The following is a 15,934-nucleotide window of genomic DNA, read 5'->3' on the forward strand; positions in this document are numbered from 1 at the left end:
GCGGCAGCTTTGTGGATGAGACGAGCCTATCCGGGGATCGCGTGCGTTTTGTTGTCCGTTCCGACGGAAAAGCGCGCGGGATGCCCGCGGGACGCAGCGAATCGCTAGAGGGCCGCCGGGTAGACGAGGTGGCCGTCCTGCACGCGGGCGTGCGGATTGAGCTCCGCCCGGCGTACGGAGTGCTCGGAGAGGATGTCGTACACCTCCACCCCGGCCACGATCAGCGCATCCGTCACGAGCCGGCGGTGACAGCGCCACGGCACGGCCTCGCTGCACATGATGGCGGGCCGCGACCGGTCGGCGAGCGCGAGCAGCTCGCCCAGCCCGCCGGCGAACTCCTCCGTGGCCATGTAGTCGGCGTACGCCCGGAACGCCGCGACCTGCCAGTAGTCGTTGACGCTGACGACAGCCGCCGGTGTGTGGCGGCGGCCGCCGAGCTGTGGCAGCCACTGGTAGCCGATGTCGGGCGGCAGCGCCTCCACGATGGCGTCCTGATTCCACTGCGGCAGGCGCCGGGACGAGGGGAAGTGGCGGATGTCCGCCAGCACGTCCACTCCGTTCTGGCGCAGCATCCCGACCACGTCGTCGAGACTGCGGGTCGAGTGGCCGATGGTGTGGACGACGCTCATCGGTCGCAGCGTACGCCGCGATAGCCTGGCCCGCGTGGATGCTGACGCACAGCGGGCCGCGCTGCCCCCGTTCGAGGAACTGATCGCGCTCGGCGAGCAGGTGGATGTGTCCGGCTGGGACTTCTCCTGGCTGAACGGCCGCGCCACCGAGGAGCGCCCGCCGTGGGGTTACGCGCGGCAGCTCGCGGCGCGACTGGCTGTCACGCAGGCGTCGCTCGATGTCCAGACCGGCGGCGGTGAAGTGCTCGCCCAGGCGGAGGTGTTCCCTCCCACCGCGGTGGCCACCGAATCCTGGCCGCCCAATGTCGCGAAGGCCACGCAGCTCCTGCACCCGCGCGGTGTGGTCGTCGTTGCCGACCCGGACGAGCCGCCGCTTCCGTTCGCCGACGGCGCCTTCGACCTGGTGACGAGCCGTCATCCGGCGACGATCTGGTGGGACGAGCTGTTCCGCGTGCTCCGCCCCGGCGGCACGTACTTCGCGCAGCACGTCGGACCTGCGAGCGCATTCGAGCTGATCGAGTTCTTTCTCGGCCCGCTTCCGGAGGCGCGGAAGGGCCGCCATCACGACGACGAGGTCGCGGCGGCTGAGCGGGCCGGCTTCGAACTCGTCGACCTCCGGACCACACGCACCCGGATCGAGATCTTCGACATCGCGGCGGTGGTCTACCTCCTGCGCAGGGTGATCTGGTGGGTTCCCGGCTTCACTGTCGAGGCCTACCGCGACCGGCTGCGGGACCTCGACGCCCAGCTCCGCCGGGACGGCGTCTTCGTCACCTACTCCAGCCGCCACCTCCTGGAGCTCCGCAAGCCCTGAAGCCGCTCGTTCACCCCGGCCTGCGATGATGGGGGTATGGCGAGAACGGTTCGCGGTGCGCGCGTGCTCATCACCGGCGCGGCTTCGGGGATGGGGCGGCTGTACGCCGAACGTGCGGTTCTGGAGGGCGCGCGAGCGGTCGTGCTCTGGGATCGGGATGAGGCGGCGCTCAGCGAGCTGACCCACCGGCTGCGGCACGAGATCCTCGCCGGCCGCACGGCTGCCGCCTGGGGGGCGCCGCCGCGCTCGCCCAGTTCGTCGGTCGGACGGCCCTCGACGAGCGTGCATCCCTACGTCGTCGACCTGTCGGAACTGGGCGCGATCGCCCAGAGCGCGCAGGCCGTCCGCAAGGAGCTCGGCGGCATCGACGTGCTGATCAACAACGCAGGGATCGTGCGCGGCAAGTTCTTCTGGGAGCACGACAACGGCGAGGACACGCGCACCACTATGCAAGTGAACGCGCTCGCGCCGATGTACGTGACGCGCGAGTTCGTGTCCGGGATGCTGGAGAGCCCCCGCGAGGCCCGGATCGTCAACATCGCCTCGGCCGCCGGCACGCTCTCTAATCCCCGCATGAGCGTCTACGCGGCCAGCAAGTGGGCGCTGATCGGCTGGAGCGACAGCGTCCGGCTGGAACTCGAACGGCAGGGCTTCGGGCACGTGAAGGTGACGACCGTCGCCCCGAGCTACATCGACACGGGCATGTTCGAGGGGGCGCGCGGCCCGCTGCTCACGCCCGTGATGACCCCCGAGTACGTCGTCGACCGCGTGTGGCGCGCGATGCTCGCGGGCCGGCCGATGCTGATGCTCCCGTGGACGGTCGGGCTCGCGCGGACGCTGCGCGGCATCCTGCCCACCCGGGCCTGGGACGTGGTTGCAGGCCGCGTGTTCGGCGTGTACGACTCGATGGACGAGTTCACCGGCAGGCAATAGCCGCCGCGTGGGGCTCCCATTTCTGTGAGAACTCACATACAGTGACTCCCCGAGCAATGTCGAAGGGAGCCGATCGTGAGCGATCCGTCATGGACCCAGGTGGTCAAGACCGTCGAGCCGGAGCAGCCGGAGCTGAAGCGGGCTCTCGGGCCAGGCCTCCTGCTCCTGTTCATCGTCGGCGACATCCTCGGAACGGGCATCTACGCCTTGACCGGTCAGGTCGCCGCTGAGGTCGGCGGGGCGGCATGGCTGCCGTTCCTTCTAGCATTCGCCGTGGCGACGGTCACTGCCTTCTCCTACCTCGAGCTGGTCACCAAGTACCCGCAGGCGGCGGGGGCGGCGCTGTACACGCACAAGGCGTTCGGCATCCACTTCTTCACGTTCATCGTGTGCTTCATCGTGATGACCTCCGGGATCACCTCGGCGTCGACGGCGTCCCGCGCCTTCGCGGTGAACCTCTCGGTCGGGTTCGGCCTGCCCGGCGACAACGTCTCGACGCTGCTGATCGCGCTCGCGTTCATCGTGCTCATCATGCTGGTGAACCTGCGCGGGGTGGCGGAGAGCGTCTGGCTCAACGTCGTCCTCACCCTCGTCGAGCTCTCCGGCCTCCTGCTGGTGATCTTCATCGGCCTGTGGGCGATCGTCGGCGGCAACGCGGACTGGTCGCGCGTCGTCGCGTTCGAGACGCCGGAGGACAAGGGAGTCATCCTGGCGGTCAGCACCGCCACCTCGCTCGCGTTCTTCGCCATGGTCGGCTTCGAGGACTCGGTCAACATGGCGGAGGAGACGAAGGAACCCAGCCGCATCTTCCCGAAGATGATGCTCAGCGGCCTCGGGATCGCCGCGATCATCTACGTGCTCGTGTCGATCACGGTCGTAGCCCTCGTCCCGATCGGACAGCTCGCCGGCAGTGAGACGCCGCTGGTCACCGCGGTCGAGGCGGCCGCGCCGGGCTTCCCGATCAACGACCTGCTGCCGTTCATCTCGATGTTCGCGGTCGCCAACACGGCACTGATCAACATGATGATGGCGAGCCGCCTGCTCTACGGCATGAGCCGGCAGAAGGTGCTGCCGCCGTTCCTCGCGAGGGTGTCGGTGAAGCGCCGGACGCCGTGGACGGCCATCCTCTTCACGTCGGCGCTCGCCGTCGCCCTGATCGGCTACGTCTCGCTCGACCCGAAGGGCTCGATCGTGGCGCTGCTCGGAGGCACGACCTCCCTGCTGCTCCTGGCGGTGTTCGCGGTCGTCAACGTCGCGGTACTCGTGCTGCGAAAGCAGCCGGTCGACCACAAGCACTTCCGGACGCCGACCGCGCTGCCGATCGTCGGCGCGATCACCTGCCTTTACCTGGTGTTCCCGTGGACGTCGGGCCGCCCGGCGGGTCAGTACACGATCGCCCTGGGGCTTCTCGCGATCGGAATCCTGCTGTGGATCGCGGAGCGCATCTACTCGCGCACCGCGGCCCGCCGCGCCGGTTCTCGCGTGGAGGCGGAGTCGCGCCGCTCGTAGCGCGCGTCAGGCGTCGCCGGCCCGGTGCCCTGGGTCGCCGCGCTCGACGATGGTCGCCGGGTCGAGGTCGTCCTCGGGCGGCATCGGGATGTCGCCCACGTCGTCGGGACCGCCGGTGCCGGGGCGTACCGCGGTGCCGCCGGACTCATCCTGCTTCACCTCGGTCTCGCGTTCGCTCGACGGGCTGTACGAGCGGTCCTTTGCCGTCTGGGCGGCGTCGCTCTGGTGTTCGTCGGGTGCGTCCGGTGTCGCGTTCATTGGAGGGACGGTACGCGCACATCCGGGACCACCCAAGCCCCTGACGTGCGCTGGTGCGGGGTGTTGCCTGGGGACACACGAACGGAGGTCAATGGATGTCTTTCCCTGAACAACAGCAGCAACCGCCCGGAAGCACCGAGGCGATGGAACCGCGGCCCGACCACGGCGAGGAGAGCTACCGGGGCAGCGGCAAGCTGACCGGCAAGGTCGCGCTCATCACCGGCGCCGACAGCGGAATCGGCAAGGCGGTCGCCATCGCCTACGCCCGTGAGGGCGCCGACGTCGCGATCTCGTACCTGAACGAGCACGACGACGCCGAGGACACCGCGAAGTGGGTGCGCGAGGCGGGCCGCACGGCCCTCCTGCTGCCCGGCGACGTGTCCGACCCGCAGCACTGCCGCGACATTGTCGCGAAGACGGTCGAGGAGCTCGGCGGCATCGACGTGCTGGTCAACAACGCCGCCTTCCAGATGAACCACGAATCGCTGGATGAGATCCCAGACGACGAGTGGGACTTCACGATCGCGACCAACCTGTCCGCGTTCTTCCACCTCGCGAAGGCGTCGGTGCCGCACATGAAGCCCGGCGCGAGCATCATCGGGTCGTCGTCGGTCAACTCCGACATGCCCTCCCCGACGCTCCTGCCGTACGCGGCGACGAAGGCGGCCATCGCCAACATGACGGCGTCGCTCGCGCAGCTGCTCGGCGAGAAGGGCATCCGCGCCAACAGTGTGGCGCCCGGTCCGATCTGGACGCCGCTCATCCCCTCCACCATGCCGGAGGAGAAGGTGAGCCAGTTCGGCAGCGACACCCCGCTCGGCCGCGCCGGGCAGCCTGCGGAACTGGCGCCGGTCTACGTCCTGCTCGCCTCCGACGAAGGGTCGTACATCTCGGGCGCGAGGATCGCGGTCACGGGAGGCCGGCCCATCCTGTAGCCCGCAGAAACCACACACGAAACGACGGCGCCGGTGGAACTCCACCGGCGCCGTCGTCGTGTCGTAGGACGGGTCAGACCGTCTCGCCGCGGTCCACCTCGCCGCGCCAGGCGCCGGTCTCGGTGCCCTGCGACTCGATGAACTTCTTGAAGTTCTCGAGGTCCTTCTTCACCGCGTGGTCGTCGAGGCCGAACACGGAGCCGATCTTCTCGAGCGCGTCGGACGGCGCCCACTCCAGCTGCACGGTCACCTTCGTCTCGGCGTCGGAAAGCCGGTGGAACGTGACGACGCCCGCGTGCTCGGTGTCACCGGCCACGGACTTCCACGCCACGCGCTCGTCCGGGAGCTGCTCCGTGATGACGGTGTCGAACTGACGCTCCGCGCCGCCGATCTTCACGCGCCAGTGGTTGGTGGTGTCATCCACCTGGGTGATCTCCTCGACCTCGTCGAGGAAGTGGGGGAACGACTCGAACTGGGTCCACTGGTTGTACGCCGTGGTGACGGGGACGTTCACGTCGATGGACTGGGTCACTGCAGCCATTGCTGCTCCTTTCGCTGTCTTCTCGTTTCCGCGCCGACGGTAGGCCGGGCGACGGACGGGCTATAGGGCCTGGATTTCACAGGTGGATCGTGCGACGGGATGCGCTTCTCAGACCGACTGAGGGGGCCCTACCGGCCAGCGCAGCAGCGCGGCCGCCGGCGCGTCGTCCGGCAGCTCTCCGGGGGAGACGACCATCACGCGTGCGTCGGTCAGCACGGCGGCGCGGGCGATCGCCACGGACGCCGGCACGATGCCGAGCTCGCCCGCTCCGTAGTCCTGCTCGGGCGCGGAGGCGATCCACGGCTGGGCGTCGAGCGCGATGGCCCTCCGCTCCTGGTCGTGGGTGCGCTCCGCCTCCCGAGGAACGGTCACCAGCACGGTGTCCGCCTGGCTCTGCCCCAGCGCGTCGACCACCTCGCCGATACCGAAGGCTTCGCTGCGGCCCTCGCCCTCGGAGCGCGTGAAGATCCGCTCGAGAGCCGCCGTCTCCTCCTCTGCTGCCACGCGGGCCACAGCCGCCTCGAAGCGCCGGAACAGTTCCTCCTGATCGTCGCCCTGCGTCGCCTCCAGCTGCTCGGTGAAGAGCACATCCTTCGCGGCCTGAGGCAGTTCTTCCGTGAGGAGCTCGACGGCCCGGAGGTCGCCCGCCACCATGATCAGCCGGGGCCGGAAGCGCTCGACCAGCTCGCCGATCCGCTCCGCGACAGCGCGCTCGTTGTCCCGCCACGTGTCCTCGACGTAGTGCTGATAGCGCAGCTGGGCCCAGCCGCCCGAGGGGACCTTGTGCACGATGCCGTGCGAGGTGCCGTCCACGCGCTCGGGCTCGTCGGTCTGCTGCGCTTCCTCGCCGATGGCGGGGGCGTCCGCATCGTGCTGGAGGTCGGGGCGCCGGTGCCAGATCGTCGCGCCGTCCCGGGAGGCCTCCACGAGCAGTGCGTCGAAGCCGAAGGCGTCGCGCGCGAGCAGAGGGAGCGGGTCGATGACCGGCGCGTGCCAGGCCCAGCCGTCACGCGGGATGGCGCCGAGGATCACCTCGTCGACCTCCACCTGGCCTCCCCGCACTGCGATGAACCGGGCACTCGGGCTCGGGGTGCGGTAGTCCGTCAGGAGCGCGCCCTCAACGGCGTCGATGTCCGCGCGTGGAGCACCCTGCTGCTCCAGCGACTGCAGGAGCGAGCGGTGGCGCAGGTCGACCGTTCGCTGCGGGTCGTGCATGTCGCGCGAGATGTCGGCCAGCACGGTCGTCCACGGGCCGGGCTCGGCCAGCAGCCCGCCGAGGATGTCGCGGGCGCTCATCGGCCCTCCTCCCCGGCCGTCGATGAATCCGGCGAGTCGTCCGTCGATCCGTCCGTCGGCGTCTCCGTCGTGTAGGCGAGCGTGTCGGGGCCGGTTGCGCCCGGGTCGCCCCCGCCCTCCGCATCCACCACTCCGTCGCCCGCCGGGGCCTCGACCCCGTCGATCCCCGAGGCGGTGACCACTTCGGGGTCGTCCGTGTCGTCGGGCATCGGCTCGGTCTGCCGCCACTCCTCGACATGGCTCGGTCCGTGACCCTGCACGAAAGACTGCGCTTCGTGCTTGAGCTCCTCATCCTGGATGGGCCCGTGCTTGGTGTTTCCGCGTTCGGCCATGAGAACTCCTTCCGCGTCGTCGGCTCGATAAGCCGGGAACGTCACAGAAAGAACCACCGCACAGAAGCCCCTGCAAGGTCTTGCCACCCGGCGAGATGGGGGTAGGCGTGGACTCATCCGCCCGGAATGGAAGGAGAAGGACATGGCCGACCGGCCCATCCAGATCGACGTGCAGAAGTACCTGAGCGGGGTCGACTACCCCGCAGGCAAGGCCGACCTCGTCGGCACAGCGCAGGGTCAGGGCGCCCCGAAGGAGGTCATCGACGCGCTCGAAGGACTGCCCGACCGGCAGTTCGAGAGCCCGGTGCAGGTCACCGAGGGCATCAGCGGCAGCTGAGCGGGTACGGCCCGGCGCTCAGCCCCAGCGCCGGGCCGACCAGCGCTCGAACAGGCCGAGCAGCGAGTCGGTGATGATCCCCAGGATCGCCAGCAGGATGATCGCCAGGAACAGGCGATCCGTGCGGCCGTTGTTCTGCGAGTCGGTGAGCAGGAAGCCGAGCCCCATCGACGAGGCGATCAGTTCGGCGGCGACCAGGAACAGCCAGGCCTGAGCCATCGCCAGTCGCAGCCCGGAGATCACCGACGGCAGCACCGCTGGGAGTTGGACGGTGGTGAACAGCCGGACGCCGTTCAGCCCGAACGCGCGGCCCGCCTCGACCAGATGCCGGTCGACGTGCTTGAGCGCCGCCGACACGGTCGTATAGACGGGGAAGAACGCACCGATCGTGATCAGGATGATCTTGGAATCCTCACCGATCTTGAACCACAGGATCAGTAGCGGCACCCACGCGAGCGACGGCACGGCGCGGATCGCCGCGAGAGTCGGACTGAACAGCGCGTCGGACCACCGCGACAGTCCCACCAGGGCACCGAGCAGGAGACCGAGCGCAGCCCCACACGCGAACCCGATCAGGACGCGCTGCGTCGAGATCGCGACGTATTGACCGAGCAGACCCCGCTGCGCGAGGTCGACCGCGGCCTCCCACACCATCGCGGGCGAGGGGAGCTGCGACGACGTGAACGCACCGGAGGTCGACGCCAGCTGCCACACCACGAAGACGACGACGGGGATGAAAAACCCTGCCGCGATCCGCACCCCCCGGCGGGCCAGCAGGGGCGTGCGGACGTTCGCCGCGGCGACGGCCTCCGATGCGCTCTGAACGGTCATCCGCCCGTCAACCTCCGATGGCGCTCGGGTCGGCCTTCTTCGCGAAGGACGGGTCGAGCAGTGTGTCGAGCGCCTCGTCGATGTCGGACTGCGACTTCACGTCGTTCGACTGGACGAAGATCGGGCCGACCTTCTTCAGGACCGTGAGCTGGGCCTTCCCGGGGATGTTCGACACGTCCAGGTTGGTGCGCTCGGTGATCACCGTCGTGGCGACCGCAGGGTCGATGCCGGCGACATCCGAGAGGATCTTCGCCGTCTCGTCCTTGTGCTTCAGCGCCCAGCCGCGGGCGTACTCGTACGTATTCACGACGGTCTGCGCCACATCCGGCTTGGAGTCCAGGAACGACTCGGTCGCGTTCAGGAAGCCGTAGGTGTTGAACTTCACGTTGCGGTAGATGAGCTTCGCGCCCGACTTCTCGGCGTTCGCCATGATCGGGTCGAGGCCGCTCCACGCGTCCACCGAGCCGTTCTGCAGCGCGGCCCAGCCGTCGGCGTGCTGCAGGTTCTGGATGGTCACATCGCTCGCCGAGAGACCGTTCGCCTCCAGCGACTGCAGCAGGAAGAAGTACGGGTCGGTGCCCTTGGTGGCGGCGATCTGCTTGCCCTTGAGGTCCTTCACCGAGGTGATGGAGGAATTCGGGCCGACCACGATCGCCGACCACTCGGGCTGCGAGAAGATGTCGATGGTCTTGATCGCGGAGCCGTTCGAGCGGGCCAGCAGCGCGGCGGAGCCGGCGGTCGAACCGACGTCGATCGCGCCGGAGCGGAGTGCTTCGTTGGCCTTGTTGGAGCCGGCGGACTGCACCCAGTTGACCGTGATGTCCTGCTTCTTCAGCGCCTTCTCGAGCCAGCCCTCCTTCTTGATGACGAGGCTCAGCGGGTTGTACGTCGCGAAGTCGATGTTGAGCGTGCCGCCCTTCGTGACTCCGGCGCTGCTGGTCGCGCCGGCGGCGGAGCCCTCGCCGGCCACGCAGCCGGTCAGCAGCAGGCTGGCGGCAGCGACGATGCCGGCGGCGGCGGTCAGGGCGGTGGATCTGCGGCGCATGGGTGGCCTCTCTCGGGGTGTGGGGTGCTGTGTCTGGTGTGGGTGCTGCGGACGGTGCTGTGTGGTGCGGTCAGTATGGGAAAGCCGGGACGGCCGCGGCGTGCCGGTCGTCGTGGGCGCGGCCGTGGCGGTCGATGCCGAGGCCGTCGAGCAGGTCTGCGCGAAGCTCGGCAAGCTCGGCGGACCCGCGGTCGCGCGGCCGGTCGCCCGGCACGGTCGTGACGCTGACGATGGTCGACCCCGCGCGGTCCGGCTCGCCGCCGAGCAGAACGATGCGGTCGGCGAGCTGCAGCGCCTCATCCACGTCGTGGGTGACCAGCAGGATGGTGGTGGGCGCTGCGGCGTGGATGTCGAGCAGGAGGTCCTGCATCCGCATCCGGGTGAGCGCGTCGAGGGCGCCGAACGGCTCGTCCAGCAGCAGGACGCCCGGATTGCGAGCGAGCGCCCGGGCCAGCGAAGCGCGCTGGGCCATCCCGCCGGAGACCTCGCGCGGTCGGAGGGTGGCGGACGCGGTAAGCCCGACCAGCTCCAGAAGCTGTGCGACCCGCTCCCGCCCGGCCGCCCGGTCGAGGCCGCGCGGCAGGCCCAGGGCGACGTTGTCCGCGAGAGAACGCCACGGCAGTAGGCGTGGCTCCTGGAAGCCGACCGCGCACCGCGCATCCACCCCGGCCACGGCTGTCCCGTTGATGAGGGCGGTTCCCCCGGACGGGGCGTCGAGGCCCCCGGCGATGCGCAGCAGGGTGGACTTGCCGCAGCCGCTCGGGCCCAGGATCGCGACCACCTCGCCCGCGCGGACGCGGAGGGAGACGTCCCGCAGCACCGGTCGCAGTTCGGGGGCGGCCGACCCGCGACCGCCACGCCGGTTCGGTGTCGCGAAGGTGCGCGTGACGCCCGAGAACTCGACGGGGAAGGCGGTGGACGAAGAGGTCATCGTGCTTCGACGCTATCGACGCTGGGCGCGACCCCGCTGGCCCGCTGAAACGCGACGTAACGGAAGTTGCCGGGCCCCCGCTCGGGCGGTGGTCAGAAAGTGGCGCCCGGGACCCCGGAGATGACGAGAGCAGCCCCGCCCACCCAGACGCCGATGGCGAGCAGGATGCCGACGATCGGCACCCAGAAACTGATGCGGCGGCGGACCACCAGCACTATCGCAACGATCACGGCCACGAGGGTGACCGCCGCAGGGCCGAGGAGGGCCACCAGGAAGCCGGCGCCCATGCGGTCGGTGTCGCAAGCGGTCGCTCCGCCGCAGGGGTCGCTGGCGAACACCAGGAAGAACGCGGCGAAGGTGAGCACACCGGCGATGACGACCGCGAGGACCTGGAGGACGATCGAGGTCACCAGGTCCCACACGATCACCGGTCGACGCTGCGCGCCCGGTGGAGCCGGGTAGGCGGCCGGCGGCATGGCAGTCATCGTCGGGCGCTCGCCGGTCAGCCGAAGATCATCGGGCGGTCGTCGTCGTCTTCCTCGGCGGTGGCGACGGGAGCGAGCTCGACGAGGACGGGGACATGGTCGCTGGGCGCCGTGCCCTTGCGCTCGTTGCGGTGGATGCTCGCGCCGACCACCCGATCGGCGAACGCGCGGGAGCCCAGGATGAAGTCGATCCGCAGCCCCTCATTGCGGGGGAAGCGCAACTGCTTGTAGTCCCAGTAGGTGAAGCCGTCGGGGACGATCGGGCGGACGACGTCGCTCAGTCCCGCCTTCTCGAACGCCGCGAACGCGGTGCGCTCGGGCGGCGAGATGTGGGTCGAGAGGCCCGGGACGAGGGCCGGGTCGCCCACGTCGGAGTCGAGCGGCGCCACGTTCCAGTCGCCCATCAGGGCCAGCTGGAGGTTCGGGTCGTCCGCGAGCCAGCGTTCGGTGTCGGCGGCGAGGGCGGCCAGCCAGTCGAGTTTGTAGACGTAGTGCGGGTCGGTGAGCGCCCGGCCGTTCGGCACGTACAGGCTCCACAGCCGCACCCCCTCCACCGTCGCACCGATGGCGCGCGCCTCCTTGGGGAGGTCGGGGCCGTCGTGGTCCTTCAGGAAGCCCGGCATGTCGGGGAAGCCGATCGTGACGTCCTCGATGGGGAGCCTGCTGGCGATCGCGACGCCGTTCCACTGGTTGAGCCCGTGAAGCACGACTTCGTAGCCGGCCTCCTCGAACGCCGCATAGGGGAACTGTTCGGGCTTGCACTTGATCTCCTGCATGGCGAGGACGTCGACATCCTCACGCACCATCCAGTCGACCACCCGGCCCACACGGGTGCGGATCGAGTTCACATTCCAGGTGGCGACGCGCATGCCTCGATCGTATCGGCCGCCGCCGACGCCGCCCCGGCCCTCCAGGGACCGGCGCGAGTGCGTGGAGAGCAGACAACCTGTGGAGAACTCCCGGACGAAATGGCGTTCCCCTCTAGAATCGGGGATGTGACCGACGCACGACAGCAGCTCATCGACTACATCGCCGCCGAGGCCGTTTTCCACGGCGACTTCACGCTGACGAGCGGCAAGAAGGCGACCTACTACGTCGACCTCCGCAAGGTGAGCCTCGATCACCGCGTCGCGCCGCTGATCGGGCAGGTCATGATCGAGCTCATCCGCGACATCCCGGACGTCGTCGCCGTCGGCGGGATGACGATGGGCGCCGACCCCGTTGCCGCCGCCATCCTCCACCAGGGCGGCGCGCAGGGCGTCTCCTACGACGCCTTCGTCGTCCGCAAGGAGCCGAAGGACCACGGTCGTGGCAAGCAGGTCGAGGGGCCGGACCTCGAAGGCAAGCGCGTAATCGTGCTGGAAGACACCTCCACGACCGGCGGTTCGCCGCTCAAGGCCGTGGAAGCCCTGAAGAAGGTCGGAGCTGAGATCGCCGCCGTGGCCGTCGTCGTCGACCGTGACACGGGAGCGCGGGAGGTCATCGAAGGCGCCGGCTACCCGTACTACGCCGCCATCGGGCTGAAGGATCTGGGGCTGGCCTAGTGTCCGACGAGCGCGGGCGGCGTGGGGAGGACGGGGGACCTCCGCGAGACCCGGACGAGTCGCAGCCGGACGAGCCGGAATTCGGCAGCGCCGACTGGCTGTTCCAGCAGTTGGCGGAGGAGCGGACACAGGATGCGGAGGGCGCGGACACGGCCGAGGCCGAGGCCCACGTGGACGCCGACGCTGACGCTGACGCTGACGCAGAGCCTGCGCCCTTCGACGAGCTGCTCGGCCGCCCCACGCAGGAGCCGGTCCGTGAGGAAGAACCTGCCGCGGAGTTCCCGGTCGCTTTCAATTGGAACCTGACGCCGGGTGCCGGCGGGGACCCGCTGGTCGAGTCCGAGCCGGTACCCGCCGAGGAGTCTGAGCCGGAACCCGTCGAGGAGTCTGAGCCGGCGACGGAGGCAGCCGCACCCGTGACGCGCCCGGTCGAGCACACGCCTGCGCTGTTCGAACCGGTCGTTCCCGAGGTGCCTGAGCCCGAGCCCGAGCCCGATGATGGCGAGCCGTTCACACCGCCGGTGCGACGCTCCAACTACATCGAGCCCGTGACAGGGCCCGCCTCCACGGTTCCCACGCTGGAGCCCACGCCGCCCGTCGAGCCCGCTGAGCCCACTGAGCCCACCGCGGCCGGCTCGTGGGTCATCGAGCCCGAGCAGCCGACGCCTGCCGCGCCCGAGGAGCCGGAGCAACCCCGGAGCATCTTCGACGCGCCCGCGCCAGAGGATGAATCGGAATCCGGCGACGACGGGGAGCAGAGCCACGGTCTGGCGGCCCTGCTGGGATTCGGCGGTTCCGCGACGGATGAGCCGTCGGGCCGCTCGGTGATCGGAGACACGACGAGCGTCATCCCGCTCGACCCGGACTTCCGGATGCCGGAGGCGACCCCGCCACCGCCCGCCGAGCCACCGCCCGCCGAGCCGTCGAGCGCCGAGTCGCCGAGCGCCGAGTCGCCGAGCGTCGAGTCGCCGCCCGCCGAGCCGCCGCCCGCCGAGCCGCCGCCCGTCGAGCCGCCGAGCGTCCTGCCGTCCGAGCCCGACATCCCGGCGGCCGAGGCGGAGGTCGCGCTGGGCGGCATCCCGTCGCCGGCGACCAGCCCGATCGACGCCGAGAGCATCGCTGTCGCTTCCGAGCCGGATGGGCTCGCGCGGCTGTTCGGGGACGCGGCAGAAGAGCCGGAACGCGACGACACGTTCGCTGGCGACGGCCTCGGTGAGGCAGAGCTCGCGGGGGAGCCGGAACCAGAGCTCGAACCGGTACCCGAGGTCGAGCCGGAGCCCGAGGCGGAGCCCGAACCGGCGGCCGAGGCCGAAGGACCGCAGCTCGTGGCCACGACGCCGTTCACGGTGCCGCCCGCAGACGTGCACGCCGCTCGCGCGGCTCATGACGTCGACGCGACGAGCGCCCCGATCACCGCCTCCACCTCCGCCTCCACCAGCGCCGACGGCTCCGCCACCACGCCGCCGGCACCTCCCTCGGCACCCGGCCTCTGGGAGTCGCGCAACAACCGCATCCTCTTCACCGTCGTCGCCGCCCTGGCCGTCGTGCTCGTGCTGATCGGCCTCTTCGCGCTCGGGACGCGCATCCCCTCCTGGTTCGGCGCAGCGAAACCCGCTGCACAGCCGGCCGCATCCGCCACTCCGAGCGCCAAGACCACGCCGAGCCCCACGCCGACCCCCGTCCCGACCGTCACACCGAAGCCCGCCGCTGCTGTCGGCGCGGGCACGCATCCGTGGGACAGCCTCGGCGGAGGGGAGTGCATCCAGCCCTTCACGTCCGTGTGGGCCGAGGACTTCACCGTCGTCGACTGCGCCACTCCGCACACGGCACAGCTGGTCTACACGAACCTGCTCTCCGCCGATCCGGCCGCCCCGTACCCGGGACCGGACGCTCTGGCACAGCAGGTCCCCGGCCTCTGCACTGCGGGCGGCGTGATCGATCTGGGGGCGGCCGGTGCCTACCCGGACGTGCAGGTGACCGGCTCGTTCCCGGCGACCGAGCAGCAGTGGAAGGACGGCCAGCGGTCGTACTACTGCTTCGCGTCGCGGGTCAGCGGGCAGCCGCTCACGTCGTCGGTCGCCGGTCCCGGTCCGGGGTAGCCAGACCGCGGGTCAGGCGTCCGCGGCGGAGCCCAGCTCCCTCGCATACCGCGCGAGGGCTCGGGGCGGATTGAGTCGACGGGCGGACTCCAGGACGCCCGTCACGCTGTCCCGTTCCGGCAGCGTGACATTCACGACGACGGCCTCACGGGCCGCCCCGACGCCGAAGAATCCCTCGGCGTCCAGGTCGGCCAGCGCACCGATCATCGCTTCGAGCAACTCCTCGTTGACCGCCCGCGGGCGGTCGTACGGACCCCCGAACGCGTCGAAGAGCGGCTCCAGCCGGGCGAAGAGCTCGTCGCCGTACAGGTCGTACGGCGAGTCGTTCACCGACCACCGGAGGGTATCCTCCTCCACGTCCAGGCCCTCGGCGCGCGCCGCCTCCACCGCCTGTTGCAACCCTTCGTACGAGCACGCGGTCGGAACCGGCCGGTGAGCGAGCGAGGTCGTCCACAGCCCGAAATAGTAGAACGCCTCCGCCGGCCGCTCCTCACGCAGGGAGGACCAGGCCTGTCGCGCGGCATCCCGGAGGGCCGAGCGGATGCGCGCGATGTCGTCCACCATGTCCCCCGTGCGCCGCGGCGCGCGTCAGAGCTCGGTCTCGAACGGGTCGCGGACGACCAACTCGTCGACGCCGCGCAGCACCTCGTCGGGCCGGAACGGGTACCGCTCGATCTCGGCCGGGTCGCTGATGCCGGTGAGGACGAGGATGGTGTGCAGCCCCGCCTCGATCCCGGCGACGACGTCGGTGTCCATCCGGTCGCCGATCATGGCCGTGTTCTCGGAGTGGGCGCCGATGCGGTTCATCGCCGAGCGGAACATCATCGGGTTCGGCTTGCCGACGACGTACGGGTCGCGCCCGGTCGCCTTCGTGATCATCGCGGTGACTGCGCCCGTTGCCGGCAGCGGTCCCTCGGCGCTCGGGCCGGTGGCGTCGGGATTGGTGGAGATGAACCGCGCGCCCTTGCCGATCAGCCGGATGGCCTTCGTGATCGCGTCGAACGAGTAGCTGCGGGTCTCGCCGACGACCACGTAGTCAGGGTTCGTGTCGGTCATGATGAAGCCCGCCTCGTGGAGCGCTGTCGTCAGGCCCGCCTCGCCGATCACGTAGGCGCTGCCGCCGGGCATCTGCGACTTGAGGAAGTCGGCGGTGGCGAGGGCGGAAGTCCAGATCGACTCCTCCGGCACATCGAGCCCGGAGGTGCGCAGGCGCGCCGCCAGGTCGCGCGGCGTGAAGATCGAGTTGTTGGTCAGCACCAGGAACGGAGTCCCCTGGTCGCGCCACTGCTGGATCAGCTCGGACGAACCGGGCAGCGCCTGGTTCTCGTGCACGAGGACGCCGTCCATGTCGGTGAGCCAGCATTCGATCTCGTCGCGACGCGTCACGTGGACCCCTTTCACCAGGAAGCGGATGC

The 15,934-nt window shown here is 70.1% G+C and carries 19 protein-coding genes; 7 read left to right on the top strand and 12 right to left on the bottom strand.

The genetic code is table 11. From position 1 onward, the window contains the following. Positions 1-104: 104 nt before the first annotated feature. Positions 105-629: a DUF488 domain-containing protein gene (locus AB4Z18_RS00765; RefSeq protein WP_441780795.1), complete on the bottom strand. Its 525-nt coding sequence runs from the start codon at positions 627-629 to the stop codon at positions 105-107. A gap of 34 nt (positions 630-663) precedes the next feature. Here AB4Z18_RS00765 and AB4Z18_RS00770 point away from each other — a divergent pair, with 34 nt between their 5' ends. From AB4Z18_RS00770 to AB4Z18_RS00780, 3 genes are all read left to right on the top strand, one after another. Then, a complete protein-coding gene (locus AB4Z18_RS00770) occupies positions 664-1,443 on the top strand; it encodes a class I SAM-dependent methyltransferase (RefSeq protein ID WP_441780796.1) in 780 nt (259 codons plus the stop codon). A 36-nt stretch (positions 1,444-1,479) separates the two neighbouring features. After that, positions 1,480-2,376 (top strand): SDR family NAD(P)-dependent oxidoreductase, encoded by an 897-nt coding sequence (locus AB4Z18_RS00775; RefSeq protein WP_441780797.1) that lies wholly within the window; start codon positions 1,480-1,482, stop codon positions 2,374-2,376. Positions 2,377-2,451: 75 nt separating this feature from the next. Continuing rightward, positions 2,452-3,885: an APC family permease gene (locus AB4Z18_RS00780; protein WP_441780798.1), complete on the top strand. Its 1,434-nt coding sequence runs from the start codon at positions 2,452-2,454 to the stop codon at positions 3,883-3,885. Positions 3,886-3,891: 6 nt separating this feature from the next. On the opposite strand, the gene AB4Z18_RS00785 is transcribed toward AB4Z18_RS00780, so the two are convergent. Further along, positions 3,892-4,143, bottom strand: coding sequence for a hypothetical protein (locus AB4Z18_RS00785; protein WP_441780799.1), 252 nt, complete (start codon positions 4,141-4,143; stop codon positions 3,892-3,894). 143 nt (positions 4,144-4,286) lie between these two features. On the opposite strand from AB4Z18_RS00785, the gene AB4Z18_RS00790 reads away from it, so the two are divergent. Beyond that, on the top strand, positions 4,287-5,078 hold the full coding sequence (locus tag AB4Z18_RS00790) for an SDR family oxidoreductase (protein WP_441780800.1): 792 nt from the start codon (positions 4,287-4,289) through the stop codon (positions 5,076-5,078). Positions 5,079-5,151: 73 nt separating this feature from the next. Here the strand turns inward: AB4Z18_RS00790 and AB4Z18_RS00795 are convergent, their stop codons facing one another. The 3 genes from AB4Z18_RS00795 to AB4Z18_RS00805 form a co-directional block, all read right to left on the bottom strand. Next, the gene (locus AB4Z18_RS00795; RefSeq protein WP_440741059.1) at positions 5,152-5,619 is read right to left on the bottom strand and encodes an SRPBCC family protein; all 468 of its coding nucleotides are present in this window, start codon (positions 5,617-5,619) and stop codon (positions 5,152-5,154) included. A gap of 108 nt (positions 5,620-5,727) precedes the next feature. Further along, a complete protein-coding gene (locus AB4Z18_RS00800) occupies positions 5,728-6,915 on the bottom strand; it encodes a baeRF2 domain-containing protein (protein ID WP_441780801.1) in 1,188 nt (395 codons plus the stop codon). Beyond that, on the bottom strand, positions 6,912-7,247 hold the full coding sequence (locus AB4Z18_RS00805; protein WP_441780802.1) for a hypothetical protein: 336 nt from the start codon (positions 7,245-7,247) through the stop codon (positions 6,912-6,914). Before AB4Z18_RS00805 ends, AB4Z18_RS00800 begins: the two co-directional genes overlap by 4 nt. 142 nt (positions 7,248-7,389) lie before the next feature. On the opposite strand from AB4Z18_RS00805, the gene AB4Z18_RS00810 reads away from it, so the two are divergent. Then, positions 7,390-7,584, top strand: coding sequence for a DUF2795 domain-containing protein (locus AB4Z18_RS00810; RefSeq protein ID WP_441780803.1), 195 nt, complete (start codon positions 7,390-7,392; stop codon positions 7,582-7,584). Between the two features lie 18 nt (positions 7,585-7,602). Here the strand turns inward: AB4Z18_RS00810 and AB4Z18_RS00815 are convergent, their stop codons facing one another. The 5 genes from AB4Z18_RS00815 to AB4Z18_RS00835 all read right to left on the bottom strand — a co-directional run bounded on the left by AB4Z18_RS00815 (position 7,603) and on the right by AB4Z18_RS00835 (position 11,745). After that, entirely contained in the window at positions 7,603-8,415 is an 813-nt protein-coding gene (locus tag AB4Z18_RS00815; protein ID WP_441780804.1) for an ABC transporter permease, read from the bottom strand. A gap of 7 nt (positions 8,416-8,422) precedes the next feature. Beyond that, positions 8,423-9,460: an aliphatic sulfonate ABC transporter substrate-binding protein gene (locus tag AB4Z18_RS00820; RefSeq protein ID WP_441780805.1), complete on the bottom strand. Its 1,038-nt coding sequence runs from the start codon at positions 9,458-9,460 to the stop codon at positions 8,423-8,425. Positions 9,461-9,530: 70 nt separating this feature from the next. Then, entirely contained in the window at positions 9,531-10,391 is an 861-nt protein-coding gene (locus AB4Z18_RS00825) for an ABC transporter ATP-binding protein (RefSeq protein WP_441780806.1), read from the bottom strand. A gap of 92 nt (positions 10,392-10,483) precedes the next feature. Next, the gene (locus AB4Z18_RS00830; protein WP_441780807.1) at positions 10,484-10,867 is read right to left on the bottom strand and encodes a hypothetical protein; all 384 of its coding nucleotides are present in this window, start codon (positions 10,865-10,867) and stop codon (positions 10,484-10,486) included. A gap of 26 nt (positions 10,868-10,893) precedes the next feature. Next, positions 10,894-11,745, bottom strand: a complete 852-nt coding sequence (locus AB4Z18_RS00835) for an exodeoxyribonuclease III (RefSeq protein WP_441780808.1) — start codon at positions 11,743-11,745, stop codon at positions 10,894-10,896. A 126-nt stretch (positions 11,746-11,871) separates the two neighbouring features. Between AB4Z18_RS00835 and pyrE the strand changes: the two genes are divergently transcribed. Both pyrE and AB4Z18_RS00845 read left to right on the top strand, forming a co-directional pair. After that, on the top strand, positions 11,872-12,420 hold the full coding sequence (gene pyrE / locus AB4Z18_RS00840; RefSeq protein WP_441780809.1) for an orotate phosphoribosyltransferase: 549 nt from the start codon (positions 11,872-11,874) through the stop codon (positions 12,418-12,420). Next, a complete protein-coding gene (locus tag AB4Z18_RS00845) occupies positions 12,420-14,519 on the top strand; it encodes a hypothetical protein (protein ID WP_441780810.1) in 2,100 nt (699 codons plus the stop codon). Before pyrE ends, AB4Z18_RS00845 begins: the two co-directional genes overlap by 1 nt. A gap of 12 nt (positions 14,520-14,531) precedes the next feature. On the opposite strand, the gene AB4Z18_RS00850 is transcribed toward AB4Z18_RS00845, so the two are convergent. Next, positions 14,532-15,083 carry a DUF4303 domain-containing protein gene (locus AB4Z18_RS00850; protein WP_441780811.1) on the bottom strand — a complete coding sequence of 184 codons (552 nt, stop codon included), beginning with the start codon at positions 15,081-15,083 and terminating at the stop codon, positions 14,532-14,534. Between the two features lie 24 nt (positions 15,084-15,107). Continuing rightward, positions 15,108-15,905 (bottom strand): HAD-IIA family hydrolase, encoded by a 798-nt coding sequence (locus AB4Z18_RS00855; protein WP_441780812.1) that lies wholly within the window; start codon positions 15,903-15,905, stop codon positions 15,108-15,110. Between the last annotated feature and the right edge of the window lie 29 nt (positions 15,906-15,934).

The sequence above is a fragment of the Leifsonia sp. 2TAF2 genome (assembly GCF_052115085.1).
Lineage (GTDB): Bacteria > Actinomycetota > Actinomycetes > Actinomycetales > Microbacteriaceae > Leifsonia.